Origin of the sequence: Gordonia sp. HS-NH1 (genome assembly GCF_001418765.1) — a bacterium.
GTDB lineage: Bacteria > Actinomycetota > Actinomycetes > Mycobacteriales > Mycobacteriaceae > Gordonia.
The window spans coordinates 133808-159283 of the sequence record NZ_LIYC01000008.1 but is presented as its reverse complement, the minus strand read 5'-3'; the positions used below and the strand labels follow the sequence as shown (position 1 = coordinate 159283).

The 25476-nt window shown below is 66.7% G+C and carries 25 protein-coding genes and 1 pseudogene; 21 read left to right on the top strand and 5 right to left on the bottom strand.

The window, feature by feature from the left end; genetic code table 11:
- Positions 1–418 precede the first annotated feature (418 nt).
- From AMD30_RS08660 to AMD30_RS08615, 11 genes and pseudogenes are all read left to right on the top strand, one after another.
- Positions 419–1635 (top strand): annotated as a pseudogene (locus tag AMD30_RS08660) (IS30 family transposase).
- Positions 1636–1866: 231 nt separating this feature from the next.
- Positions 1867–2733 (top strand): ABC transporter permease, encoded by an 867-nt coding sequence (locus tag AMD30_RS08655; protein WP_055475352.1) that lies wholly within the window; start codon positions 1867–1869, stop codon positions 2731–2733.
- 5 nt (positions 2734–2738) lie between these two features.
- Positions 2739–3812 (top strand): taurine ABC transporter substrate-binding protein, encoded by a 1074-nt coding sequence (locus AMD30_RS08650; protein ID WP_197282761.1) that lies wholly within the window; start codon positions 2739–2741, stop codon positions 3810–3812.
- A complete protein-coding gene (locus tag AMD30_RS08645; RefSeq protein ID WP_055475350.1) occupies positions 3793–4635 on the top strand; it encodes an ABC transporter ATP-binding protein in 843 nt (280 codons plus the stop codon). Before AMD30_RS08650 ends, AMD30_RS08645 begins: the two co-directional genes overlap by 20 nt.
- Before the next feature lie 100 nt (positions 4636–4735).
- Positions 4736–5014 (top strand): hypothetical protein, encoded by a 279-nt coding sequence (locus AMD30_RS25235; RefSeq protein ID WP_231632664.1) that lies wholly within the window; start codon positions 4736–4738, stop codon positions 5012–5014.
- Complete coding sequence (locus tag AMD30_RS08640; protein WP_055475349.1) at positions 4971–5894, top strand: TauD/TfdA dioxygenase family protein; 924 nt, start codon at positions 4971–4973, stop codon at positions 5892–5894. The genes AMD30_RS25235 and AMD30_RS08640 overlap by 44 nt, the downstream gene beginning before the upstream one ends.
- A gap of 205 nt (positions 5895–6099) precedes the next feature.
- Positions 6100–6489, top strand: coding sequence for an ArsR/SmtB family transcription factor (locus tag AMD30_RS08635; RefSeq protein WP_010843522.1), 390 nt, complete (start codon positions 6100–6102; stop codon positions 6487–6489).
- Positions 6486–6980: an SRPBCC domain-containing protein gene (locus AMD30_RS08630; protein WP_010843521.1), complete on the top strand. Its 495-nt coding sequence runs from the start codon at positions 6486–6488 to the stop codon at positions 6978–6980. Before AMD30_RS08635 ends, AMD30_RS08630 begins: the two co-directional genes overlap by 4 nt.
- A 10-nt stretch (positions 6981–6990) precedes the next feature.
- A complete protein-coding gene (locus tag AMD30_RS08625) occupies positions 6991–7602 on the top strand; it encodes a maleylpyruvate isomerase family mycothiol-dependent enzyme (protein WP_055475348.1) in 612 nt (203 codons plus the stop codon).
- Between the two features lie 10 nt (positions 7603–7612).
- Positions 7613–9049 carry a sigma 54-interacting transcriptional regulator gene (locus tag AMD30_RS08620; protein ID WP_010843519.1) on the top strand — a complete coding sequence of 479 codons (1437 nt, stop codon included), beginning with the start codon at positions 7613–7615 and terminating at the stop codon, positions 9047–9049.
- Positions 9050–9067: 18 nt separating this feature from the next.
- Complete coding sequence (locus AMD30_RS08615) at positions 9068–11071, top strand: vWA domain-containing protein (protein WP_055475347.1); 2004 nt, start codon at positions 9068–9070, stop codon at positions 11069–11071.
- Positions 11072–11107: 36 nt separating this feature from the next.
- Here the strand turns inward: AMD30_RS08615 and AMD30_RS08610 are convergent, their stop codons facing one another.
- Positions 11108–11815 carry a hypothetical protein gene (locus AMD30_RS08610; protein WP_055475346.1) on the bottom strand — a complete coding sequence of 236 codons (708 nt, stop codon included), beginning with the start codon at positions 11813–11815 and terminating at the stop codon, positions 11108–11110.
- Between the two features lie 192 nt (positions 11816–12007).
- Here AMD30_RS08610 and AMD30_RS08605 point away from each other — a divergent pair, with 192 nt between their 5' ends.
- The gene (locus AMD30_RS08605) at positions 12008–12646 is read left to right on the top strand and encodes a DUF1707 domain-containing protein (RefSeq protein ID WP_055475345.1); all 639 of its coding nucleotides are present in this window, start codon (positions 12008–12010) and stop codon (positions 12644–12646) included.
- 4 nt (positions 12647–12650) lie between these two features.
- On the opposite strand, the gene AMD30_RS08600 is transcribed toward AMD30_RS08605, so the two are convergent.
- Positions 12651–13586, bottom strand: a complete 936-nt coding sequence (locus AMD30_RS08600; RefSeq protein ID WP_055475344.1) for an AEC family transporter — start codon at positions 13584–13586, stop codon at positions 12651–12653.
- Between the two features lie 61 nt (positions 13587–13647).
- Here AMD30_RS08600 and AMD30_RS08595 point away from each other — a divergent pair, with 61 nt between their 5' ends.
- The 4 genes from AMD30_RS08595 to AMD30_RS08580 all read left to right on the top strand — a co-directional run bounded on the left by AMD30_RS08595 (position 13648) and on the right by AMD30_RS08580 (position 16607).
- A complete protein-coding gene (locus AMD30_RS08595; RefSeq protein ID WP_055475343.1) occupies positions 13648–14397 on the top strand; it encodes a DUF4190 domain-containing protein in 750 nt (249 codons plus the stop codon).
- A 152-nt stretch (positions 14398–14549) separates the two neighbouring features.
- Positions 14550–15527 (top strand): DUF4190 domain-containing protein, encoded by a 978-nt coding sequence (locus AMD30_RS08590; protein WP_055475342.1) that lies wholly within the window; start codon positions 14550–14552, stop codon positions 15525–15527.
- A 180-nt stretch (positions 15528–15707) separates the two neighbouring features.
- A complete protein-coding gene (gene rpmF, locus AMD30_RS08585) occupies positions 15708–15881 on the top strand; it encodes a 50S ribosomal protein L32 (RefSeq protein ID WP_004020060.1) in 174 nt (57 codons plus the stop codon).
- Positions 15882–15998: 117 nt separating this feature from the next.
- Positions 15999–16607: a trimeric intracellular cation channel family protein gene (locus AMD30_RS08580; RefSeq protein WP_055475341.1), complete on the top strand. Its 609-nt coding sequence runs from the start codon at positions 15999–16001 to the stop codon at positions 16605–16607.
- An 82-nt stretch (positions 16608–16689) separates the two neighbouring features.
- Here the strand turns inward: AMD30_RS08580 and AMD30_RS08575 are convergent, their stop codons facing one another.
- Together AMD30_RS08575 and AMD30_RS08570 are read right to left on the bottom strand one after the other, a co-directional pair.
- Entirely contained in the window at positions 16690–17613 is a 924-nt protein-coding gene (locus AMD30_RS08575) for a type IV toxin-antitoxin system AbiEi family antitoxin domain-containing protein (RefSeq protein WP_055475340.1), read from the bottom strand.
- Positions 17614–17737: 124 nt separating this feature from the next.
- Complete coding sequence (locus AMD30_RS08570) at positions 17738–18508, bottom strand: SDR family oxidoreductase (protein ID WP_010843510.1); 771 nt, start codon at positions 18506–18508, stop codon at positions 17738–17740.
- A 191-nt stretch (positions 18509–18699) separates the two neighbouring features.
- Here AMD30_RS08570 and AMD30_RS08565 point away from each other — a divergent pair, with 191 nt between their 5' ends.
- The 5 genes from AMD30_RS08565 to AMD30_RS08545 all read left to right on the top strand — a co-directional run bounded on the left by AMD30_RS08565 (position 18700) and on the right by AMD30_RS08545 (position 24557).
- On the top strand, positions 18700–19623 hold the full coding sequence (locus tag AMD30_RS08565) for an AurF N-oxygenase family protein (RefSeq protein WP_055475339.1): 924 nt from the start codon (positions 18700–18702) through the stop codon (positions 19621–19623).
- Positions 19623–21251, top strand: coding sequence for an FAD-dependent oxidoreductase (locus tag AMD30_RS08560; RefSeq protein ID WP_055475338.1), 1629 nt, complete (start codon positions 19623–19625; stop codon positions 21249–21251). The genes AMD30_RS08565 and AMD30_RS08560 overlap by 1 nt, the downstream gene beginning before the upstream one ends.
- A 140-nt stretch (positions 21252–21391) precedes the next feature.
- On the top strand, positions 21392–21739 hold the full coding sequence (locus AMD30_RS08555; RefSeq protein ID WP_010843507.1) for a hypothetical protein: 348 nt from the start codon (positions 21392–21394) through the stop codon (positions 21737–21739).
- The gene (gene nirB / locus AMD30_RS08550; protein WP_055475337.1) at positions 21739–24237 is read left to right on the top strand and encodes a nitrite reductase large subunit NirB; all 2499 of its coding nucleotides are present in this window, start codon (positions 21739–21741) and stop codon (positions 24235–24237) included. The genes AMD30_RS08555 and nirB overlap by 1 nt, the downstream gene beginning before the upstream one ends.
- Complete coding sequence (locus AMD30_RS08545) at positions 24234–24557, top strand: Rieske (2Fe-2S) protein (RefSeq protein WP_055475336.1); 324 nt, start codon at positions 24234–24236, stop codon at positions 24555–24557. Before nirB ends, AMD30_RS08545 begins: the two co-directional genes overlap by 4 nt.
- Positions 24558–24771: 214 nt before the next feature.
- On the opposite strand, the gene AMD30_RS08540 is transcribed toward AMD30_RS08545, so the two are convergent.
- Positions 24772–25074, bottom strand: a complete 303-nt coding sequence (locus AMD30_RS08540; protein WP_055475335.1) for a GIY-YIG nuclease family protein — start codon at positions 25072–25074, stop codon at positions 24772–24774.
- Positions 25075–25476: the final 402 nt, after the last annotated feature.

Below are 25476 nucleotides of genomic sequence, written 5' to 3'. Positions count from 1 at the left end.
TCGTCGACTGTGCGTCGATTGTCGTCGCCTGTGCGTAGACCGTTGACAGTGGTGAACTACCGTCACACCCGTTTCGCCAAACCGGCCCGAATGGGGGCGCATTTCAGGGTGAGTAGCTCCGCCGGTTGCATCGGTGTGCTTCTCTCTGTCGAGCGCGAAAGCCTTCCGGTGTCCCGGGTGGCCGTGTCCGCGCCTCGGGGTTGTTTCGCCCGGCCGTCGAGGCTCATCGACCTGGATGCGCTCCTTCGTCGCCTGCTCGGCCCGGCGGCTTTCGATCCTCGCGCCCAAGGGGCTCAGCGAATACGAACTCGCGGGTGATCAGTCGGCGACAAACTACGCACAGTCGACGACAAACGGCGCACGGTCGACGGGTGGGCTCAACGGAACGTCGCAACACTCCTAGTGAACGGGGTTTGTGATGAGAGGGTTGAGGCGCGGGCAGGCCATGCCGGAGGTGCCGGTGTGGGAGTTCTGGCAGGCACGGGCGGCGGGGATGACGACGGGGCAAGCTGCCCAACACGCCGGGTTCTCGGTGCGGTTGGGGCAGAAGCTGATGGCCAAACATGGTGGTGTGATACCCGTTGTGAGCAGGCCTGCGGTGATCGACGAGCATGGTGGTGGTCCGCAGTCGCGGTATTTGTCTGTTGATGAGCGTGATCTGATCGCGAACAAGTTCAGTGCCGGCATCTCGATCCGTCAGATTGCGCGTGACTTGCTGCGTTCGCCCTCCACGATTAGCCGCGAGCTGCGGCGCAATGCTGCCGTGGGTGGCGGTTATGGCGCTGCGTCGGCCCAGCGGCATCGGGCGCGGCCCAAGCCGCGCAAGCTTGAGGTCAACGATGTGCTGCGCGCCCACGTGTGGGACAAGCTCACCTGTGACGAGCATTGGTCACCCGAGCAGATCAGTGCCCGTCTGGTGGAGGATTTCCCCGATGATGAAAGCATGCGCATTAGCCATGAAGCGATCTATCAATCGTTGTTCGTCTTCCCGCGTGGGGAGATGAAAGCCCAGGTCAAGGCGTCGTTACGGACCGGGCGGACCGCGCGACAGAGGAGGACAGCGCACCGCGGGTCGAGTATCGTGCCGCGGGAGTTGCTGATCGCCAACCGCCCGGCCACGGTCGCTGACCGTGCGGTGCCCGGCGACTGGGAAGGTGACTGCATCGTGGGTCGGGACGGACAGTCCCAGATCGGCACGTTGGTCGACAGGTTGACCCGGTTCACGATCCTGCTGCACTTGCCGACCACGCGGACCGGTGAGGATCTGCGTGAGGCACTCAAGATCGGAATCGGGGACCTGCCCGCGCACCTGCGTCGTTCGATCACCTGGGATCAGGGTTCAGAAATGCGTGGGGTGCACGCCGACATCGCGTTGGATCACGAGCTTCAGGTGTGGTTTTGCGATCCGCATTCGCCATGGCAACGTGGAACCAACGAGAACACCAATGGCCTTCTGCGGCAATACTTCCCGAAGGGAACGGACCTGTCGGTCCACTCCAGGGAGCACCTGGACCACATAGCTGGGGCATTGAACAATCGGCCCCGAGCTGCACTGGGATTCCGCACGCCCGCCGAAGCCTTCACCGAAATGCTAGCCTCCGCCCATCAGCCATAGGTGTTGCGTCGGCTGGTTGAATCCGCCACGAGAAAAGACGCACGGTCGACGGATATCGACGCACGGTCGAAACCGTCGGGTGTCGCCGAAGCCGCCACGCAGTGTCTGCCCCTGGCGACTCCTGACCCCTGCAACTGAAGAAACCCCACGCCAGAAGCACATCGCGCCCGATTCGTATGCATCCGGCGGGAGTTTTCCTCTCGACGAGGAAAACTCTGGTCGCGGGGGATCGCGATGTCTAGACATGCACGGTGACCTTGTTTGTGGACATCACCCCGGAAGAAGCGGGTGGTGGGGCGGAGCGCACGTCGCCCGGCGGTTCGTCTCGCGTGCGATCACCGCTGACACGGGTGGGCCTCCCGCTGCTCTCGGTGGTGGTGTTCGCCGCGGCGTGGCAGCTCGTCGCCGTCAGCGGGATCTGGAGTGAGACCTTCGTGCCGCGCCTGGGCACCGTGTGGCAGGCCTTCGTCGACATGTCCACTACGCACGACGGAGTCCGTGGTTACGCCGACTACTACTGGTGGGAACACCTGTACATGACGCTGCGCCGTGTCTTCGCGGGTGTCGCGATCGGCGTGATCCTCGGCGTACTGCTCGGATTGGCGATGGGAACCGTGGGGTGGCTTCGACGCCTGCTCGAACCGTGGCTCACGTTCCTGCGCGCACTGCCGCCGCTGGCCTACTTCTTCCTGCTGGTCATCTGGCTCGGCATCGACGAGGCTCCCAAGATCACCCTGCTGGCACTCGCCGCGCTGCCGCCCGCGGCCGTGGCGACCACCGCCGCCGTCAGTGCCGCGCCGGTGGGTCTCATCGAGGCGGCACGCGCGCTCGGGGCGTCGCGGTCGGAGGTGATCCGCGACGTCGTCGTACCGTCGGCCCTGCCCGAGACCTTCACCGGTGTACGGCTTTCGGTCGGCATCGCCTATTCCTCGGTGGTCGCGGCCGAGCTGTTCAACGGCATCCCCGGAATCGGTGGCGTGGTCAAGGACGCCAGCAACTACAACAACACACCCGTCGTCCTGGTCGGCATCATCGCCATCGGTCTGTCCGGACTGATCATCGACGGGCTCCTTCGAACAATCGAGCACCGAGTGGTGCCGTGGCGCGGAAAGGTCTGACAGACATGAGAATCACACGTGGGGTGCCCGGTTCGGGCCGGTTGCGCCGCTCGCGGTTCGGTGCGGTGCTCGGGGTGATCGCCGCAGCGACGCTGGTGCTCGCCGGGTGCTCGGTCGACAACTCCGAAGACGACAGCAAGCCGACGATCCGGCTCGCCTACCAGTCCTTCCCGAGCGGCGACCTGATCGTCAAGAACAACGGCTGGCTCGAGGAAGCCCTGCCGGACTTCAACATCAAGTGGACCAAGTTCGACTCCGGTGCCGACATCAACACCGCGTTCGTCGCCAAGGAGGTCGACTTCGCCGCCATCGGTTCCAGCCCGGTGGCCCGTGGACTGTCCGCGCCGCTGAACATCCCGTACCAGGTGGCCTTCGTCCTCGACGTCGCCGGTGACAACGAGGCACTCGTCGCGCGCAACGGAACCGGCATCGACACCGTCGCCGATCTCAAGGGCAAGCGGGTGGCGACGGCGTTCGCCTCCACCGCCCACTACAGCCTGCTCGCCGCGCTCGACCAGGCCGGGGTGAACCCGAAAGACGTGGACCTCATCGATCTGCAGCCGCAGGCCTCCCTGGCCGCCTGGCAGCGAGGCGACGTCGACGCGGTGTACACCTGGCTGCCCACGCTCGACGAATTGCGCAAGGACGGAAAGACTCTCATCGCCAGTCGACAATTGGCCACGGCCGGCAAGCCGACGCTGGACCTCGGTGTGGTCTCCAGTGAGTTCGCCGCGGCGAATCCCGAGGTCGTGAACACCTGGCGCCAGGTCCAGGCCCGGGCGCTCACCCTGATCAAGGACGACCCGCAGGCCGCGGCCGACGCCGTCGCCGCACAGCTGGGTACGACGCCGAAGGATGCGGCCAACCAGCTGAAGCAGGGCACCTTCCTCACCGTCGCGGAGCTGACCAGTCCGACCTGGCTCGGCACACAGGGCAACCCGGGGAATCTCTCCGAGAATCTGCACAGCGCAGCGGTGTTCCTCGCTGAGCAGCAGCAGATTCCCGCCGCCCCGCCGATCGAGACGTTCCGCGAGGCCATCTACACAGAGGGATTGCCGGGTGTCCTCGAACAGCAGTAGTCCGCCGGCCGCGGGCCGCTCCGCTGCGACGACCGAGGTCCGACCCGCGGGGCAACGCGGCTCGATCCGGCTGCGCAACGTGTCCCAGAGATACGGGACGGGTGCGGGCACGGTGACGGCGGTCGGTCCGGTCGACCTGGACGTCCCGCCGGGGGAGTTCCTGGTGCTGGTGGTCGCATCCGGGTGTGGCAAGTCCACACTCTTGCGACTCATCGCCGGCTTCGAACCCGCGACGGTGGGCGACGTGGAGGTGTCGGGCGGTGCGCCGGTGCCGGGGGTGACCTCCGGTGTGGTCTTCCAGCAACCGCGCCTGTTCCCGTGGAAGACCGTGGGCGGCAACGTCGATCTCGCACTCAAATATGCGAAGGTCCCCAGGTCCGAACGGGCGGCACGCCGGAACGAACTCCTCGAACGAGTCGGCTTGGACGACACCGCCCATCGGCGCATCTGGGAGATCTCGGGTGGGCAGCAGCAACGCGTGGCGATCGCCCGGGCGCTGGCCGCCGAGACATCCCTGCTGCTGCTCGACGAGCCGTTCGCCGCGCTCGACGCGCTGACCCGGGAACGGTTGCAGGAGGATGTGCGGGCGGTGAGTGCGGGCAGTGGACGCACCAACGTCTTCGTCACGCACAGCGCCGACGAGGCCGCGTTCCTGGGCAGTCGGATCATCGTGCTCACCAAGCGTCCGGGACGTGTCGCGCTGGACCTCTCCTCGACGTTGCCGCGTACCGGCGTCGAACCCGACGAACTACGCGGCTCCCCGGAGTACGCGGCGCTGCGGGCCGAGATCGGCGCCGCGGTCAAGGAAGCCGCGGTGGCATGACGCAGCGGGTCTTTTCCTCAGCGTGGGCTCAACCCTGTCCGGTGACCCGGTGGACGGTTAGACAGTAGGGGTGTATTCCGTCCCCGCGTCTCCCGCCACGATGGCGGCTTCGACTCGGCTCGTCGACCTCGACGCGCTCCTTCGTGGCTTGCTCGGCCCGGCGCCTGCGAGCCTCACCGGCTCGGTCAGCGGGAAAGCCGGGCTCGTCGCCAGGCACGACAGCGGAACCACGGGCACTCTCCACTCGATGAACTGGGCGGACGGATCGCATCACGGTTCGCCGCCGGCGCACCCCGCTCCCGCCCCCGCCTGCTTCGACCTGGAGAACAACCCTTATGACAACCACCTCGCAATCCGTCGGCTCCGCAACCCGTCCTGACACGGCACTTCGCCCGGACGCCGGAACCATCTCCGGCGGAGTCGAATTCGATGTCGACGAGTTCGGTCCGCACTTCGGTGCCGAGATCCGCGGCGTCGACGTGGCCACGGCGTCCGACGCACAGATCGCCGCGCTGCGCCGGGCGCTGATCGACTACAAGGTCATCGTCCTCCGCGATCAGCACCTCGACGACGAGGCGCACATCCGCTTCGGAAACCGGCTGGGCGACCTGACCTTCGGGCATCCGGTGTGGAACAGCGGCGACGTCCCCGGTGAGGTCTACTCACTCGACAGCGCCGACAACGGATTCGCCGATGTCTGGCACACCGACGTCACGTTCATGCCGCGCCCGCCGATGGGCTCGATCCTGCGTCCGGTTGTGTTGCCGCGCAACGGCGGTGACACCAACTGGGCGGACGCCGAACTCGCGTACCGGTCGCTGTCGGAGCCGGTCCGCCGGATGATCGACGGACTCAGTGCGGTGCACGACGGGAACCGCGAGTTCGGCTACTACCTCAAGCAGCGGCGCAACGGGCGCGGCAACACCTGGGACGGCGAAGAGGTCACCGAGCTGGTGCCCGTCACCCACCCGGTGGTGCGCATCCACCCGGAGACCGGCCGCAAGTCGTTGTTCGTCAATCCCGGATTCACCTCGCACATCGACGGTGTCTCCGACGCGGAGAGCCGCGGCATCCTGGATCTGCTCTACGCGCATCTCACCAAGCCCGAACACATCGTCCGGCACCGCTGGCGCCTCGGCGACCTGGTGCTGTGGGACAACCGGAACACGCTGCACTACGCGAACCGCGACTACGGTGACGCCCGCCGTGTGATGCACCGGATCACCCTGCGCGGTGAGGCACCCATCGGGCCGGCCTGACCCCGCCCCGGCGACGCCCGGACCCCCACCCGACTCCCGGACTCCCACCCGACTCCCACCTCGGCTCGCCCGCCGACGGTGGGAGTCGTCGTCGTGGGGCCGTTCCACCACGCCGAGTTGCGGAACCAGCGTATTCAACCAAGGGGTTGACAACGGCCTCGGCAGGGCGCACGATCGTATTCAACCAATCGGTTGAGGAGTTCGAATGGCAGATGAGTTGTCCAAGGTGTTCGCCGCACTCGCGGACCCCACGCGGCGCGACATGGTTGCGCGGCTTGCGGTCTCGGATGCGACGGTCAGTCAACTCGCCGAACCGTACGACGTCAGCATCCAGGCCGTCTCGAAGCATCTGAAAGTGCTCCAGGATGCCGGTCTGGTGACCCGAACCCGGGAGGCCCAAACCCGTCCGGTCCATCTGGAAGCAGAGGTGTTCGACCTCATGACCAAGTGGATCGAGCGGTATCGCAAGCGGGCGGAGGAGCGCTACCAGCGCCTCGACACGCTGCTCGCCGAGATGAACGACGGCCCCGAGGCCCAGCATCCGTCGGAACCCGAGGTCGAACAACCACTCCACCAGGAAGGAAAGGTGTCATGACCGCAACCCAGACCCGCTATCCCGAGGCTGCCATCGAGGCCGACAAGGAGGTGCCCGTCATCCGTATCACGCGGGACTTCCGCGGGACGCCCGCGCAACTGATGAAAGCCCACACCGACCCCGAGCTCTTCGTCCGGTGGATCGGGCCGGACGCCATCAGCAGCCGGATCGTCGAGTGGGACGTCCGCGACGGTGGCAGCTGGAGCTATGTCTCCACCCACGATGGGCAGGAGTTCGGATTCCGTGGCTGCTTCCACACCGTGGGCGAGGACAAGATCGTGCAGACGTTCACCTTCCTCGGCATGCCGGACGCGGTGTCGCTGGAAACCCTCTGGTTCGAGGACCTGGGCGACGGCACGACGCGGCTCCACGCCCAATCCCTGTGCGACAGTTTCGAAGCGCGCGACGGTTGGCTCGCCTCCGGCATGGAGGTCGGCGTCAACGAGGGCTACGCGGCCCTCGACCGCATGCTGTCCGACGGCACGGTCTGAGCCGTCGGACATGACCATCGCAGATCTGAGTGCCGGCGCACGGCATCGCGAAGTCACCGCAGGCTTCGCCGACGTGATCGCCGACGTCTCCGACTGGAACGCCCCGACGCCGGTCGACGGGTGGGTGGCGCGCGACGTCGTCGCCCACCTCGTCGACTGGTTCACCGGCTTCCTCGCCGCCGGTGGCGTCGAACTCCCGGCCGGTCCGGCCGTCGCCGACGACCCGGGCGCGGCGTGGTCGGCGCACACGGCGGGGGTACAGGCCCTGCTCGACGGGCCGCCGGCCGAGAACGCCTTCAGCCATCCCATGGCCGGGGAGCACCGTCTCGCCGATGCGATCGACCGGTTCTACACGGCCGACGTGTACATGCACACCTGGGATCTGGCCCGATCCCAGGGCGCGACCCCCGCCCTCGACCCCGGATTCGCCGAGCAACTGCTCGCGGGCATGGCGCCGATCGACGACATCCTCCGCAGCTCGGGTCAGTACGGTCCGAAGGTCGAGGTGGGCGCCGACGCCGACGCGGTGAGTCGCCTCATGGGATTCATCGGCCGCGACCCGACCTGGACGCCGGCGGCGGCGGACAGTGACGACGCGCACGCGCTCCGCAACGCGGAGTAGCCTCGATGAGGTGCCAGAGGACAACTTCACCACACATGGCTCCCAGTCGACCGAAACCCGGCATCCGTCACCCCGCACCTTGGGTGAACTGCGTGCCAGCGGTCATGTCCAACGCAGTGTGCGCGACGAGATCCGCAACAACCTCCTGTCCGCACTCCGCGAGGGACGTGATCCGTGGCCGGGCATCGTGGGCTTCGAGGCCACGGTCATCCCGCAGCTCGAGCGGGCGCTGATCGCCGGCCACGACGTCGTCATGCTCGGGGAACGCGGTCAGGGCAAGACGCGAATCCTGCGCACCCTGGTCGGGCTCCTCGACGAGTGGACGCCGGTCATCGCCGGTTCCGAACTCGGCGAGCACCCGTACGAACCCATCACCCCGGGGTCGATCAGGAAGGCCGCCAACCTCCTCGACGATCTGCCGATCGAGTGGCGGCACCGTTCGCAGCGTTACAGCGAGAAGCTGGCCACGCCGGACACCTCCGTCGCCGACCTCGTCGGCGACATCGACCCGATGAAGGTCGCCGAGGGCCGCAGCCTCGGCGACCCGGAGACCATCCACTTCGGACTCATCCCGCGTTCGCACCGCGGCATCGTCGCCATCAACGAGCTGCCCGACCTCGCCGAGCGAATCCAGGTGTCCATGCTCAACGTGATGGAGGAGCGCGACATCCAGGTCCGCGGTTACACCCTGCGACTGCCGCTCGACGTCCTGGTGATGGCGAGCGCCAACCCGGAGGACTACACCAACCGCGGACGGATCATCACCCCGCTCAAGGACCGCTTCGGCGCCGAGATCCGCACCCATTACCCACTCGAGCTCGACGACGAGGTGTCGGTCATCGAGCAGGAGGCGGATCTCACCGCCAGCGTGCCGACGTTCATCACCGAGATCCTGGCGCGTTTCACCCGTTACGCCCGCGATCACCCGTCCATCGACCAGCGGTCCGGTGTGTCGGCCCGCTTCTCCATCGCCGGTGCCGAGACCGTCGCGGCCGCGGCGCTCCACCGGGCGACGGTGACGGGCGAGGATCAGGCGGTGGCCCGAGTGGTCGATCTCGAGTCGGTGATCGAGGTGCTCCGCGGCAAGATCGAGTTCGAGTCCGGCGAGGAGGGGCGTGAACTGGAGATCCTCGAGCACCTGATGCGCAAGTCCATCGCCGACGCGGTGCGTGCCCACCTCGGTGGCATCGACATGGCTCCGCTCGTCGACGCCCTCGAGAACGGCGAGCCGGTGGTCACCGGTGACCGGGTGCGCGCCGCCGATCTGCTGGGTTCCATCCCGTCGCCGGACGCCACCGCCGGCGTCCTCGACCAGATCGCCGAGCGCCTCGAGGCCGACACCGAAGGGGAGCGCGCCAGTGCCGTCGAACTCGCGCTCGAAGGGCTCTTCCTCGCCCGCCGGATCGGCAAGGAAGCCGACGAGAGCGGTCAGACGGTCTACGGCTGACAACAACTAGGAGAACACATGGCGCGCAAGAGCTTCCATCGTTCGCGCTACCAGCGTTACAGCGGCGGCCCCGATCCGCTCGCGCCTCCGGTCGACCTGCGCGAGGCGCTGGAGACGATCGGCGAGGACGTCATGGCCGGAGCGTCGCCGCAGCGGGCGCTGCGGGAACTGCTGCGCCGCGGCACGCCGGACATGCGGGGGCTCGACAAGTTGCGCGAGCAGATCAACCGCCGCCGGCAGGAGCTGCTCAAGAAGCGCAATCTCGACGGCACGTTCGCCGAGATCCGCGAACTCCTCGACCGCGCGGTACTCGAGGAGCGCAAGCAACTGGCGCGTGACCTCGACGACGACGCCCGGTTCGCCGAGATGCAGATCGGGAGTCTCCCGCCGTCGACCGCGCAGGCCGTCGAGGAACTGTCGGAGTACAACTGGCGCAGTCCGCAGGCGCGCGAGGACTACGACAAGATCAAAGACCTGCTCGGGCGGGAGCTGCTGGATCAGCGCTTCGCGGGGATGAAGGAAGCCCTCGAGGGCGCGAACGAGCAGGACCGACAACGCATCTCGGAGATGCTCAAGGACCTGAACAAGCTCCTCGAGGCGCACAATCGGGGTGAGGACACCACCGAGGCGTTCGACGAGTTCATGGACGCACACGGCGAGTTCTTCCCGGAGAACCCCCGTAACACCGAGGAACTGATCGACTCCCTCGCACAGCGGGCGGCCGCGGCGCAGCAGTTCTACAACTCGCTGACTCCGGAGCAACGGGCCGAACTGGACCAGCTGGCCCAGCAGGCTTTCGGTTCGCCCGACCTCATGAACCAACTGGCACAGATGGATTCGCAGCTTCGGGCGGCACGACCGGGTCTCGACTGGGACGACGCGCAGTCGTTCTCCGGCGATCAGCCGATGGGACTCGGTGAGGGTGCCGCCGCGCTGCGCGACATCTCCGAACTCGACGCACTCTCCGAGCAGTTGTCACAGCAGTACGCGGGCGCGCAGATGGACGACATCGACCTCGATGCGCTCGCCAGGCAGCTCGGCGACGACGCGGCGGTCGACGCCCGGATGCTGGCCGAACTCGAGAAGGCGTTGTCCGAACAGGGATTCTTCGATCGCACCGCCGATGGTCAGCTGCGGCTGAGTCCCAAGGCGATGCGCCAGCTCGGCCAGTCGATCTTCCGGGACATCGCCGAACAGCTGTCGGGGCGTCGAGGCGACCGCCAGACCCGCCAGACCGGACTACTGGGCGAACCGACCGGCGCCTCCCGTGAGTGGGAGTTCGGCGACACCGATCCCTGGGATGTCACTCGAACGGTCTCGAATGCGGTGCTGCGCACCGTCTCCGAGACCACCGAGCCGTCTCTGGCGACCTCGGAGATGGCACGGTCGGGTGTGCGCATCGATGTCCGCGACGTCGAGGTCTCGGAGACCGAGAGCCGTACACAGGCGGCGGTCGTGCTTCTCGTCGACACCTCGTTCTCGATGGAGATGGAGGGGCGGTGGACGCCGATGAAGCGCACCGCGATCGCCCTGAATCACCTGATCTCCACCCGTTTCCGCAGCGACGAACTGCACCTCATCGCCTTCGGCAGGTATGCGCGTTCGATCGACATCGCGGAGCTGACGGGTCTGCAGCCGCGCATGGAGCAGGGCACCAACCTGCACCACGCGTTGCTACTCGCGCAGCGGCACCTCCGACGGTTCCCGAATGCTCAGCCGGTGGTCCTGGTGGTCACCGACGGAGAGCCCACCGCGCATCTCGATCCCAGCGGAGAGCCGTTCTTCTTCTATCCGCCGCACCCGCAGACCATCGCGCTCACGGTCCGCGAACTCGATCATGTCGCGCGAATCGGCGCACAGGTCACGTTCTTCCGGCTCGGCGAGGATCCCGGGCTGGCGCACTTCATGGACCAGATCGCCCGCCGGATCGGCGGGCGCGTCGTGGCACCGGACGTCGACGGTCTCGGCGCCGCCGTGGTCGGCGACTATCTTCGGGCCCGAAAGGGGCGTCGCCGCGGCTGATCTCGGCTCAGCGGAGAGGTTGCGGGGTCGAGGCCGTCAGACCGTCTTCGGTTTCCGGCCGGCGATGATCCAGAGCACGATGCCCACGATCGCGAGCAGACCGCCGAATCCGCCGCCGAGGACCGCGAGCAGCACACCTCCGACGCCGCTGAAGATGCCGGACGCGTCGAGCGATGCGACGACGGCGGGCGAATCGCATCGGAAGGAGTAGGTCCCGGATTCGACGACCTCGAAGGAGTCGAACGACTCGACTCCGGAACCGTCGAAGGTGAACTCGGTCGTCGTGTTCGTTCCGGGTGACAGCGCGGCGGGGCCGGTGATCTCACAGCCCGGCACGCCGTTCGAGGCGCTGGTACTGAACAACTGGAACTCGTCGCCCGCGTCGTAGTACTGCTCGGCGGTCGGATTCACCTCGAACGCCTTGTCCGCCTGGTCGACCACAGTGCCGATGCCGGCGACTGCGAGAACCACTCCGACCGCGACCGACAGGACCAGGATCAGGACGCCGACCATGGTCAGGATCTTGCCCCACCGTCGCATCCCGGCCCGGTCCTTGCGCGGGGGAGGAGGCGGTGGATAGCCGCCGTATGACCCGGGTTGTCCGAAGCCTCCCGACGGTGCGTACCCGCTGTCCGGGAATGGCGACTGCGGGGGATTCGGCTGGCCGTACGGCGGCTGGTATCCCGAGGGTGTCGGTCCCGGCCGGCCGGCACCGGGCTTGCCCGGATCGTAGGGCTGGTTCATCTTCGCCTCCGATGTACGCCGGTCGGCTGTCCCGCCCGGACGCGATGAATTATGCCGTTCGGCGCGGTCTTTCGTCGGGCAGTTGCGCAGAGGGTCGTCGAAACGAGATCGCAGATGAGCGTCTCTCGGGGTCGACTCCGGGGGAAAGATCAGGGTGGTTCAGCCGGACTCGGCCAACTAGGGTCTGCAGACGTGACCCAACCCGGTGAACCATCGACTCCCGACGACCGTCGAGCCCGGCTCCGTGCCGCGGACGCGGACCGCGAACTGGTCCACGAGATCCTCTCCGCCGCCATGGCGCACGGCAGCCTCTCTCCGACCGAATACGAGGAGCGTGCCGGAAAAGCGGTGCTCGCCAAGACTTTCGGTGACCTCGATCTCCTCACCGACGACCTCCCGGTGGCTCAGCTCGGCGTCGCGATGCCCGCGGCCAGCCTGTCCCCGGGGCCGCGCGTCACGGGCGGGAGCGGGGATGTGGCCGTTCGCCACCGATTGGCGATCATGTCCGGCAGCGAGTTGTCGGGGACCGCGGTGGTCGCCGATCAGCTCACCGCCACCGCCATCATGGGCGGGGTCGAACTCGATCTGCGAGAGGTGGAGTTCACCGCGCCGGTGCTGACTCTCCAGTGCGTGGCGATCATGGGCGGCGTCGAGATCAAGGTGCCCGACGGGGCGACCGTCGAGATCGGGGGACTGGGCATCATGGGCGGTTTCAGCGGCAGGTCGCAGAAGGCATCCCGGCCCGGCGCACCGGTCGTGCGGGTGACGGGACTGGCGCTGATGGGTGGCGTCGACGTCAAATACGTGTCCCGAGACGAGCCGGACGTCTGACCGTTCAGGCCAGCACGAGGGCGATGACCATGATGGTCGGTATCGACGCGAGCGTCGTGATCAATGCCGTGTCCCGGGCGAGGATCTGGCCGCGCCGATAACGGGTGGCGTACACCAGGACATTCTGTGCGGTGGGCAACGCCGCGATGACCACCTGCGCGAACAGCGCCTCGCCCGTCTGTCCGAAGCCCCAGCGGGCGACGGCGTACACGGTGAGCGGCATGGCGACCATCTTCAGGATGCTCGCCAATGCGATGTCGCGGCGCGGGCTCTGTCCCTTCTTGAACACCGCCACACCGGTCAGGGACAAGCCGAACGCGAGCAGGGCCGCCGGCACCGAGGCATCGCCCAGCATCTTCAGCGGTGACATGACCGCGGCCGGAGGCGTCCAGCCGATCAGCGAGATCGCCAGACCGGCGAGTCCGCCGACGACGATCGGATTCGTGATCGGGGCGACGAGGGAGTCCCTCAGCAGTGAGCGTCCCGAATCACGGTCGAGCGCGGTGAGATCGAGCGCCAGCAGTGCCACCGGTGAGTAGATCAGGATCTGGAACAGCAGCAGCGGAGCGATGAACGACGCGTCGTCGAGGACGAAGATCGCGATCGGCAGTCCGAGATTCACGCTGTTCACGTACGACGCCGACAGTCCGCCGATCACGAGTTCGGGGACCGCGCGCCGGAGCCAGAGCCTGGCGATCACCACGTAGACGGCACCCATGAGGAATGCGCTGCCACCGGCGATCACGGGCGTCGCCGAGAAGATGACCGACAGGTCGGAGGTGACCATCGAATGGAACAGGAGTGCCGGGGTGAAGACGAAGAACACCAGGCGGGACAGGACTTCGTGGGCATGGTCGCCGATGACTCGCGTGCGCCCGAGGACGTAACCCACCCCGACTACAATGAAGATCACCGTGAAGCCGGAGATGACGCCAGACACCGGTCGAGTCTAGTCGTTAGGCTGGTGAACACATCGTGTCGGACCTACATGGGGGTTGTGCGTGAGTTATCCACCGGGACAGGGCTCGGGCCAGGGCCAGGACGACTGGGGGACGGTGCCGAGCTCGGGCTCTTCGGGTAACTCGGGTCCCAACCTCAGCAAGGGTGACCAGGGCCAGGGCGCCGCCCCGGAGTACGCGCCGACCGAATACGGCCAGACCTACCAGCCGGGCCCGTCGTCGGACCCCTACGGCCAGAATCCCTACGGTCAGAATCCGTACGGGCAGAGTGCCTATGGCCAGGACCAGTACGGCCAGAGTCCCTACGGATCGCCGTCCGGCAACCAGGGATACGGGACGCCGAGCCAGGATCCCTATGCGCAACCCCCGGGCGGGTCCTACGGGCAGTACAACGATCCGTACCAGGCCGGCCAGGCTCCCGCCTACGGCAGTGCTTACGGGTCGCAGAATCCGTACGGCGCCGCACCCTACGGCGGCGGTTACGGATACCCGGCGCCGCAGAAGAGCACCAACGGCAAGGCGATCGGGGCGTTGATCTCGGGAATCGTCGGTCTGGTCATGCTCGCCGCGTGCTTCCTGATCTCGTTCCCGGTCGGCATCGCCGCGGTGGTCCTCGGCTTCATGGCCCGACGCGAGGTCGAACAAACCGGTGATACGCAGACGGGATCGGGAATGGCGCTCGCCGGGATCATCACCGGCGCGCTGGCCATCGTGGGCGCGATCGTGTGGGTGGTCATCTTCATCGTCATCATCGCGGCCGGCAATTCGACGGACTCCGTCTACTACTACTGAACGAATATCGGGCCGATCGAGCGCCATGATCATCGACTTCGGCCCAGTTCGGAGCCCTTTTCACTAGGCTGTGCAGAATGCACGGCCGGGTGTGCGTGCACGCATCCACCCTGCGTCGCCCCGCTGCGCGCACAGCTCGTGAAAGGCACCTGATGACCACTCCGACCGGAGGTGGCGATCCGACGGATCCGGCCTCATCACCCACCCCGCCGTCGGACGCCTCGGCAACCGACCCGTCGCCGTGGGAACCGACCCAGAAGTCGGCCGTCCCCGATGCCGAGCCGGACTCCGTACCGGTGACCTCGACACCAGGGGCCGGACCCGACGACACGGAGATTCCCGAGTCGCACAGTCCGGCCGACGGCGTCACCCGTGTCATCCGTACCGGACCTGCCTCGAATCCCCCCTCTGCGCAGCCGGTTTCGCCGCCGCCGGGGACAGGCGCTCCCGGGGCGGGTGGTGGTCGCGGGCCCGGTGGCCCGCCCCCGTCGGGTTACGACTCCACGCGCGTGATCTCGACGCGGCCGCCGGCGGGACCGCCACCCGGGCAGGCGCCGCCACCGCCTCCCCGGCAGGGCCACGGTCCGCAGCAGGGGTTCGGTCAACCGCAGGGATACGGTCAGCAACCGCAGGGCCCCGGGCAACGTCAGGGTTACGGCCAAGCGCAGGGTTACGGGCAACCGCAGGGCCATGGGCAACCCGGCTCCGGCCAACCGGGGTACGGCCCACCGCAGGGATACGGTCGACCCCCTCAGGGTCCGATCCCGGGCCGGCAAGGCCAGCAGTTCACACCGCCCGGCGAGGGCCGCCCTCCTGGATCGGAATCCGCTGAACCCGGCTCCGCCGAGACCACCGGCGACGACGCCGGCGGCTCGTCGACCAACACACTGGCCGTGGTAGCGCTCGTCGCCTCGCTGCTGGGCCTCCTGTGCAGTGGGATCGGCGGCCTCATCGGGCTGGTGCTCGGGATCGTCGCACGCAAACAGATAGCGGCGTCGGGCGGCAGGCAGACCGGGGACGGTGTTGCGCTGACCGCGATCATCATCGGTGCGTTCATCATCGTCGTCTGGGTCGCGTACTGGCTGGTGATCGCGCTGACCGACCTGCAGTCGCCGTGGAGTTACCTCTGAGAAGTGCGCTCACGGATGTCGCCGGATCGGCCATTTTGGAGCTGGACGTCCCCGCCAGGTAGTCTGGTCGGGTTGTGTGCCACGGCCGCGTCGGGTCGAGGGGTGCACTGATGGGGCCGACCCAGTGATGCATGGCGTCACCATCGGCCACGCAGACCACAGTAGGAGAAGGGCTCAACCATGGCTGTACCGAAGCGCCGGATGTCGCGGGCGAACACCCGTAGCCGTCGTTCGCAGTGGAAGGCGGAAAACCCCGCACTGCAAGAAGAGAAGGTGAACGGCGTCCCCGTGCGGATTCCGCGTCGTCTGGTCAAGGCGGCCCGCGCCGGTCTCATCGATCTGGATCGTCGCTAGCCTCGTCCGGTCGCCGTTCCGGCACCGCATTGACGTACCGATGACCGCCTCCGGTCCGACCGGGGGCGGTCATTCGTGTGCCGGCGGTCTTCCCCGTCCCTGATCCTGAGGTGATCCGTGCTGCTCGACGTGCTCAACTTCGCGGGTATCGCGGTATTCGCGGCGTCGGGTGCCATGCTCGGGGTCCGCAAGGACTTCGACATGTGGGGGATCGTCACCGTCGGCGTGCTCACCGGTGTCGGCGGTGGCGTCTTGCGCGACGTGCTGCTCGGCATCACCCCGCCCGCGTCGATCAACGGATGGGGTCCCATCGTCACCGCGACCGTCGCCGGCCTCGTCGTCTTCTTCTTCCATCCCGCATTCACCGCGCTGCACCGATCGATTCTGGTGCTCGACGCGTTCGGGATGGGGCTCTTCGCCGCGACCGGCGCGAGCATCGCCCTCGACGTCGGAGCGAGTGCCTTTGCCGCGACGACCGTCGGTCTGCTCACCGCGGTCGGCGGTGGGGTGCTCCGCGACGTGATCGCCAACGAGGTCCCGCTCCTGCTCCAACCGTTCGACCTCTACGCCGTGCCCGCGGTGCTCGGTGCCGCCATCGTCGCGGTCGGCGCCACCTATACGTCCGCGCCGCACTGGATCTGGCTCGTCGTCGGATCGGTTCTCGCGACCGGACTGCGCCTGGTGAGTCTGCGGTACGCGTTGCGGCTCCCGACCGCACGACGCTGACCGCCACGTAAACCCACCCCTTTTCCGTGAACCCACCCGGTCCGAGCGCGGTGGATTTGCGGAAAAGGGGTGGGTTTGCCGGTCACTCGATGCCGCCGAATCGAAGCGCCTTCTTGATCTGCGCGTAGAAGCGCGCCTTGTCGGCGAGGTCCGGCCATGTCCACCGCACGACGATGTACCCCTGCGCGCGAAGCTTGTCCTCACGCGCCTTCTCCTTGACCACCGTCTGCCAGGCGGGCTCGGTGCCCAGGCCGCCGCTGTACTTGACCATGCCGTCGAACTCGCCGATCACCCTGTTCGCCAGCAAGAAGTCGACGCGAGCGATGAACCTGCCGTGGTCGTCGACGATCTTCACCTGTTGTCGCGGTACCGGTAGGTCGGGAAACTCGAGCATGACTGCACGACTGAGGGACTCGCCGACACTTTCCGACGATGCGTTCGCGTGCGCCAGCGCGCGGCGAAGCATCTCGACCCCTTTGAACCCTCGGCACGAGTCGAGGATCTGTCTCATCCGGTCGGGATCGGCGTCGCGCTGAAGCGCGGCATCGAGCACCGCGAGGGCCTGCCGGTTGGTTCCCAGGCGGGCGACATCACACGCCGTGCGCTCGATGGATGTCACCGTGACCCCGTCGACGACCTCGATGTCCGGCGGATCGACGATGGCCTGATGTCTGACGATGTTCGTGGCCCGTTTCCCGACTCTCGGCGACGTCACATGAACCTTCGACAGGTCGGGCCACAGCATCGGCAACCTGTGCATGGCAGCCGAGGACACGTGACTGAAGATCCGACCGGGTCGTCCCGCCTTTGCCGCAGCGATGACGGTCAGACGGTGCCTCTCGATGGCGTGGAGTTCGCTGACCACGGTGAAGTCGGCCATCGCGCCCGGCCAGAGCCGGGCGAGGGTCTTGGTGCTGACCATGCGCCGCAGCTGTTCGTCGCTGATGAGGGTGCCGGCGGTTTCGCTGCGCAGGATCAGGCCGTGCGGGTCGGTGGGTAGGTCCATACGAGTCAGACGCACAAACGCCCCGTCCGGACCCACCTACCGACAAACCCACCCTTTTTCCGCAAACCCACCGAGTCCGAGCGGGGTGAATTTACAGAAAAAGGGTGGGTTTGCGGGTTCGGGACTACTGGGCGATGTACTTGTTCACGGTCCGGTTCAGGAAGTTCGGGATGAACTTGGCGGCGTTCTGGAGGACGAGGGTCTGCGCGCCGACGGAGTAGCTGGTGCGGTGCAGCAGCTTGTCCTGGCGGGTCGGGTGGACCGACTCCCAGATCTTGTCGGCGACCTGCTCGGGGGTGATGCGGATGCCGAGGGTCTTGGTCGACTTCGCGCCGCCGGTCGCGAGTGCGGTCTTGGCCCAGAGCGGCCAGATGCTGACCACCCGGATGTCGTCATGCTCCCACTCCAGCTCGAGCGCTTCGGTGAGGCCGGCGACGAAGAACTTGGTCGCCGAGTAGACCGCGATACCGGGCTGGCCGTAGATGGCCGACGCCGATCCGATGTTGACCAGGTGCGCGCCCGGCGTCTTCTTCAGGTAGGGGTACGCGGCCTGGGCGCCGAGCGCGACGCCGAGGGCATCGATGTCGATCTGCCGCTTGATCTGATCCGGCGAGATGTGGTCGATCTGGCCCTCGTGCAGGATGCCGGCGTTGTTGTCGAGCACGTCGAGCGTGCCGCCGGTGTGCGAGGTGAACTCCGCGAGGGCGTCGGCCCACTGCTCCGGCTCGCGGACGTCGATGGTGCCGGTGATGAAGTCGGGATGATCTGCCTTCACCTTCGCCAGCGCATCGGCGTCGACGTCGTAGACGCCGACTGTCCAGCCCTCACGGCCGAAACGCTCCGCGGTGGCGAGACCGATCCCGGCGGCGCCGCCGGTGATGAAGATGGATGGCATGCGAACTCCTAGTCGATGAACGGGACAACTCCGACGCGATGACCTGCGACGATCGGCCTGTGAGCCGAACTTACCGGTGAGTATATTCGCCGATTCGTTTACTCGGTCACACAGCGGTGCTATCTTGACAACACGCATTGTCATTACATCGATCATTGTCACGATCGACGACGACCGGAAGCGAGTTCTCCATGACCGCCGCGATGGAACGCACAGAGAATGTCATCAGCCTGCGTGACGAGGGCACCGAAGAGGTGTCCGCACGACTGCTGGCGTCAGCTGCCCGGCTCTCACGTAACGCGATGACCGAGATCGACTGGTCCAGGCCGATGGACCCGACCAAGTACGGCTGCAGCCCGGAATGGTCGTCGCTGTACGGCACCGAGTACTGGGACGAGCTCACCGAGGAACAGCGCATCTCGGTGACGCGCCACGAGTTCGCCTCGATCATGAACATCGGCATCTGGTTCGAGATGATCCTCCAGGAGATGGTGATCCGCGACCAGTACCTCGGGGACTACCACGGCTCGGAGTTCCAGTTCGCCCTCACCGAGGTCGCTGACGAATGCCGTCACTCGCTGATGTTCGCCAAGGCGTCGGAGAAGATGGTCGGCACCTCCTACCGGCCGTCGAAGAAGGTCTCGCGACTCGGCAAGATCTTCATGCAGACCGCGAAGAACGAGGTCGCCTACGCCGGAATCCTGGTGGCCGAAGAGGTCCTGGACGTGTTCCAGCGCGGCTGCATGCGTGACGACCGGGTGCTGGACTTCATCCGCACCGTCAACGAGATCCACGTCCTCGAAGAGTCGCGCCACATGAAGTTCGCTCGCGAGGAGGTTCGCGATTCGCTGAAGGGCGTGAGCTGGGCCCGCCGCCAGTTCAGCGCATTCGCCGTCTCGGTCGGGGCCTACTACATCGTCACGAGCCTGGTGCAGCGCAAGGCATTCGAGGACGCCGGGCTCGACGCCGACCGCGCGGTCCGCGAGATGCGGAGCAACTCGCACTTCCATTCGATGATCCGCAGCAGCTGCGCCCACCTCATGGAGTTCCTCGACGAGGTCGGACTGCTCACCAAGCCCGCCATGCGGTACTACCGGAAAGCGCACATGCTCTGATGTTCGTCATCACCCAATCGTGTTGCAGTGACGCGGCATGCGTGTCGGTGTGTCCGGTCAACTGCATCCATCCGACACCGGAGGAGCGCGGCTTCGGCAGCTCCGACATCCTGCACATCGACCCGGAGGCCTGCATCGACTGCGGCGCCTGCGCCGATGCGTGTCCCGTCGACGCCATCTACCCGGCGGACAAACTCGGCACCCGCGACAAGGTCTTCATCGACATCAACGCGGACTTCTACAAGAACAACCCGGATGTCCGTTCGGGCTGGGCGCCCATCGGCGACGACTCCGAGTCCTCCGTCACCTATCCGAATGTGCCGAAACTCGATGCGGGACTTCGCGTCGCGCTGGTCGGCACCGGTCCCTCCGGCGGCTACGCACTGCGCACCCTGCTCGACCGCACCGAGGCGCGGATCACCGTGATCGACAAACTCCCGACCCCGGGCGGGCTCGTGCGTGCGGGCGTCGCCCCGGATCACCCGGGCACCAAGGGAGTGCTCCGCGGATTCGACCTGCTCTACCGTGACCCGCGCGTCACGATGCTCACCAATGTGACCGTCGGCGACGGCCCGGATGAGATCACGCCGGCCGAGCTCGCCGAGCACTTCGACGCCGTGTTCTACGCGGTCGGCGCGAGTGAGTCACGGCGACTGGGTATTCCGGGCGAAGACCTGCCGGGTTCGACATCGGCCACCGATCTCGTGGCCTGGTACAACGGAGTGCCCGGCGTCGATGCCGGGCCGCCGCTGCGCCGCGGAACGGCCGACGACCCCGCGATGGGACGCGCCGTGGTCGTCGGTACGGGCAATGTCGCTCTCGACGTCGCGCGAATCCTGGTGTCTCCGCCGGAACTGTTGGCCACCACCGACATCGCCGACCGCGCGCTGGACCTGCTCGCCGAGCAGAACGTACACGAAGTGGTACTGCTGGGTCGTCGGGATCAGGCGTCCGCGGCCTACACCGCGGCCGAATACCGTGCGCTGTCAGAGATCCCGGGTGTCGAGGTCGAGGTGATCGACGACGTCGACGGCGCCTCGAGTGCCGACCTCTCGAGATTCCGTGCGCCGGCCGATCCGAATCGTCGCAGGATCGTGTTCTTGTTCCACAGCAGGCCCGAAGAGATCACCGGGGATTCGCAGGTCGAGTCCGTCACGGTGCGTACCGGCGAAGGGCGTCATCACATCGCCACCGATCTCGTGGTCCGTTCGATCGGTTACCGCTCCACCCCGATCCCCGGTCTCACCTTCGACGACGCTCGCGGTGTCTTCAGCAACGTCGACGGACGGCTCGTCGACGAGACGGGCGCGATCATCCCGGGCGGCTACGTGCTCGGCTGGGCCAAGCGCGGACCCAGCGGCGGGATCGGCGCCAACAAGATGTGCGCGACGCAGACCGTCGAGGACTTCATCGCCGACGCCGCGGCGGGACGTATCCGACGTACCGAGTGTGCACCCGGCGCGTTCGGGGCCTTGGTGCGCAAGCGCGTCCGGACGGTGATCGGCTATCGCGGGATGCGTGCCATAGACCGTCACGAACGGCGCCGTGGCCTCGAACAGGGCCGTCCCCGGGTGAAGTTCACCCAGGTCGCCGAGATGGTGGGCGCGGCGGGGTGGCGTCGGACCTGAGGTCCAGCACCGAGCGCTCGCCTCGGGTCAGGGTGCGGGGTCGTCCGCTCTCCTCGTCGAGCTGGCTCGGTGAGAACCAGACAACGCCGCCGTAACACCGAGGCAAGTCGCATTTCATGCGCCTCGCGGATAGTGGCGGAATGTCGAGCACTCCACACTTCCTGCAGGGTGTCCATGCGTTCTCCGGGACGGGGCTGTCCAAGCCGGGACCGATCGACGCTTCGCTGTCTTTTGTCGTTCCCTCGGGAATGACTGCTCAGCCTTTGTACTTTCGTGGCGGCAACAGCTCCGACGAACTGATCTGCGTCACCTTGATGCGCGACGGGGCACCCATGCGGATGTTCCCGATGGGTGCGCGATCGTCGGTGAACGTGCCACTGCGGGTCGTCGAGGACGTGGACCCCGATTCCACGCTCGAACTTGTGCTGGCCGCGCCGGACGGGGCGAGCGGCGAGGTCGTCGTCGACTTCGGAATGGTTCTCTTCTGATGCCGGACGACACCACGACGGCGAAGCGGCGCCTGGTCGTCGTCGGCAACGGCATGGCCGGCGCGCGCACCGTGGAGGAGATCATCTCCCGGGGAGGCCGGGACCAGTTCACCATCACGATGATCGGCGACGAGCCGTACGGCAACTACAACCGGATCATGCTCAGCCACGTGCTGTCCGGTGAGACCGCGGTCGACGACGACGACCTCATGCTCAATCCGATGGCCTGGTATCGGGAGAACGACGTCACGCTCTACTCGGGCGACCGCGCCGAATCGATCGACCGGTTCGCGAAGACCGTGACCTGTGCCAGTGGCCGGGTCATCGAATTCGACGTGCTGATCATCGCGACCGGATCCCATACGTTCTTCCCGAACATGGATGGATTGCGAGAGCCCGACGGCAAACTGGCGCGGGGGGTGTTCGGGTTCCGCACCATCGAGGACACGAACGGCATGCTGCAGATGGCGGTGTCGCGTGACCACATGCGTGCGGTGGTGATCGGCGGTGGCCTGCTCGGACTGGAGGCCGCGTACGGGCTGCAGACGCAGGGGGTGGCCGTCGACGTGGTCCACTCGCCCGGGCACCTCATGAACCAGCAGCTCGACGAGCGTGGTGGAATGGTGCTGCGCAACAAGATCGAATCCCTCGGCGTGGGCGTGCACACCGGGAAGCGGACGACGTCGGTACTGCGCAACGACGACGGCACGGTGGCCGGTGTCGGGTTCACCGACGGAGAGTCGTTACCGGCGGACATGATCGTGGTGACCGCCGGCATCCGGCCGAACGTCGAGATCGCGCGCAGTGCCGGGTTGGTCGTCGAGCGCGGTATCGTGGTCGACGACCAGATGCGATGTGAGGACGAGGCATTCATCTATTCGGTCGGCGAATGCGCGCAACATCGCAGTGAGCTGTACGGACTCGTGGCGCCGCTGTGGGAGCAGGCCGTGGTCCTCGCCGACGTGTTGACCGGGGCGAATCCTCGTGCTGAGTACCATGGTTCGCGGTTGACAACGAAGCTGAAGGTCGCCGGCGTCGACGTCGCCGCGATGGGCGTCAAGGGTCCCGAACGCGAGGACGACGAGTTCGTCCAGTTCTACGAACCGCGCAACGGTGTCTACAAGAGCGTGGTGGTCCGCGACAACAAGCTGATCGGCGCCATGCTGCTGGGTGACATCTCGAAGGCCAACTTCCTCACCCAGGCCTTCGACGAGAAGGTTCCGCTTCCGGACGAACGCATCTCCATGCTGTTCGACATGGGGACACCGAGCGCCGAGACCGGCGCGGCCGAGCTCTCCGACGATGTGCAGGTGTGCAACTGCAACGGCGTCACCAAGGGTGACATCGTGGCCTGCGTGGCTTCGGGATGCACGAGCGTGGGCGATGTGTGTGCGAAGACCCGCGCCGGCAAGGGTTGTGGGTCGTGCAAGGGCCTCGTCGCCGACATCGTCGAACTGGCCGCGGGCGACGCGCTCACCGCCGACGCGTCCGCGGACTGGTACGTCCCGGCGATCCCGTTGACGAAACCCGAACTCATCGATGCCATTCGACGACAGAACCTGCGGTCGGTCAGTGAGGTGTTCGACAAACTCGCACCCGGCGGCGAAGACGCCACGGCCAAGATGCCGCTCGCGTCGCTGTTGCGGATCATCTGGGGTTCGGACTGGAAGCGTGAACCCGGCGCCCTGTTCGTCAATGACCGAGTGCACGCCAACATCCAGCGCGACGGCACGTTCTCGGTGGTGCCACAGATGAAGGGCGGGGTGACCTCACCCGATCAGTTGCGCAAGATCGCCGACGTCGCCGAGAAGTACTCGATCCCGATGATCAAGGCGACCGGTGGGCAGCGACTGGACCTCCTCGGTGTGAAGAAGGAAGACCTGCCGAAGGTCTGGGAGGATCTCGGCATGCCGTCGGGGTACGCCTACGGCAAGAGTTTCCGGACCGTGAAAACCTGTGTGGGTACCGACTACTGCCGTTTCGGACTCGGCGATTCGACGCAACTCGGCATCGACATCGAAACGCGCTATCAGGGCCTGGAGTCGCCGGCGAAGCTCAAACTAGCGGTGACCGGGTGTCCGCGCAATTGTGCCGAGGCGCTGTGCAAGGACTTCGGCGTGGTCGCGATCGGCGACGGCAAGTGGGAGATCTACGTCGGTGGCGCCGCCGGCGCCCACATCCGCAAGGGTGACCTCCTGGCGACGGTCGACTCGGCTGATGAGGTGATCCGGTTGTGCGGGATCTTCATCCAGTACTACCGAGAGCAGGGCAAGTGGCTGGAGCGGACGTACGCGTTCGTCCCCCGCATCGGCATCGAGGAACTCCGCGCGATCATCGTCGACGATCGTGACGGACTGGTCGCCGGGCTGCAGGAGGGGATCGACGCCGCGGTCGAGGCCTATGTCGATCCGTGGCTCGATCGCGCCGAGCCGAAATCGCCCGCGCAGTTCACGTCGGCGCTGCCGTTGCTTCCGCTGCCCCAGGTGCCGGTTCGATGACCAGCGTGTCGGTGGGCTCCGGCGTCGTCGTGGGCCCCATGGAGGATCTGCAGCTCGGCGAGAGTCGAGCATATGCGGTGCAGGACAAACAGATCGCGGTATTCCGGCTGACCGACGGGACCCTGCGAGCCACCGACGCCGTCTGCCCTCACCGCGGGGGGCCGCTGGCCGATGGGCAATTCGACCTCGGCAAGGTCGTCTGTCCGTTGCACCAGTACGCCTTCGGCCTCGCCGACGGTCGGTGCACGTCGGACGACGTCGGTTCGGTCGGTGTCTACCGGGTCGAGGACCGGGACGGCGAGATCGTGATCTGGCCCTAGGGAGCGTGGAGCTCCCTAGGGGTGCGAGGAGCGATAGCGGCCGCAGTAACCATTGCTCCCTGAGGTGCGAGGAGCGGTAGTGGCCGCAGCCATTGCTCCCTGAGGTGCGAGGAGCGATAGCGGCCGCAACCATTGCTCCCTGAGGTGCGAGGAGCGATAGCGACGAGCCTCGAAGGGCTGGCGACCACGCCGAACGACTTCTGCGCAGGAACTGTCAAGCTCCGACGCCGGGGTCGCGCGGGCGTTCGCTCCGTCGGCTGGCGCGGCTGCGAAGCAGATCGATGTCACCGTCGATCAATGCCTTCTTCTTTGCTCGAGACCAGCCGTGGATCCGTCGCTCGATCGCGTAGGCATCGTCGAGTGACAGTTCGACTGACCACGCCAGCGACACCGGCCGACGTCGAGCCGTGAAACCCACCTGTGCGGAGCTGTGCTGCCGTAACCGGTTGTCGAGGTCACGTGTGCTTCCGACGTAATACGTCCCGTCCGCGCACTCGAGGATGTACACCCATGCCATCGCATCATCATCGAGGATGCCGCAACGCCGTCACGGCCACCGATGTCGCATGTGGACAAGCTGCTCCCGGCTCAACTGGTTGTGGAAAGGAGTAGCTGAGTTGCGGCGCCCTTCGTGGCTCGTCGCTTTCGCTCCTCGCACCTCAGGGAGCATGTGGGGCGCGTTGCTTGGTGGGCAGGTCGCGGGGTTTGTGGGCGTCGGGTTGCGGTGCCCTTCGTGGCTCGTCGCTTTCGCTCCTCGCACCTCAGGGAGCATGTGGGGCGCGTTGCTTGGTGGGCAGGTCGCGGGGTTTGTGGGCGTCGGGTTGCGGTGCCCTTCGTGGCTCGACGCTATCGCTCCTCGCTCCTCAGGGAGCGGGGACTCGTCGCTATCGCCCCTCGGGGAGAATGTGGGGTGCAGCGA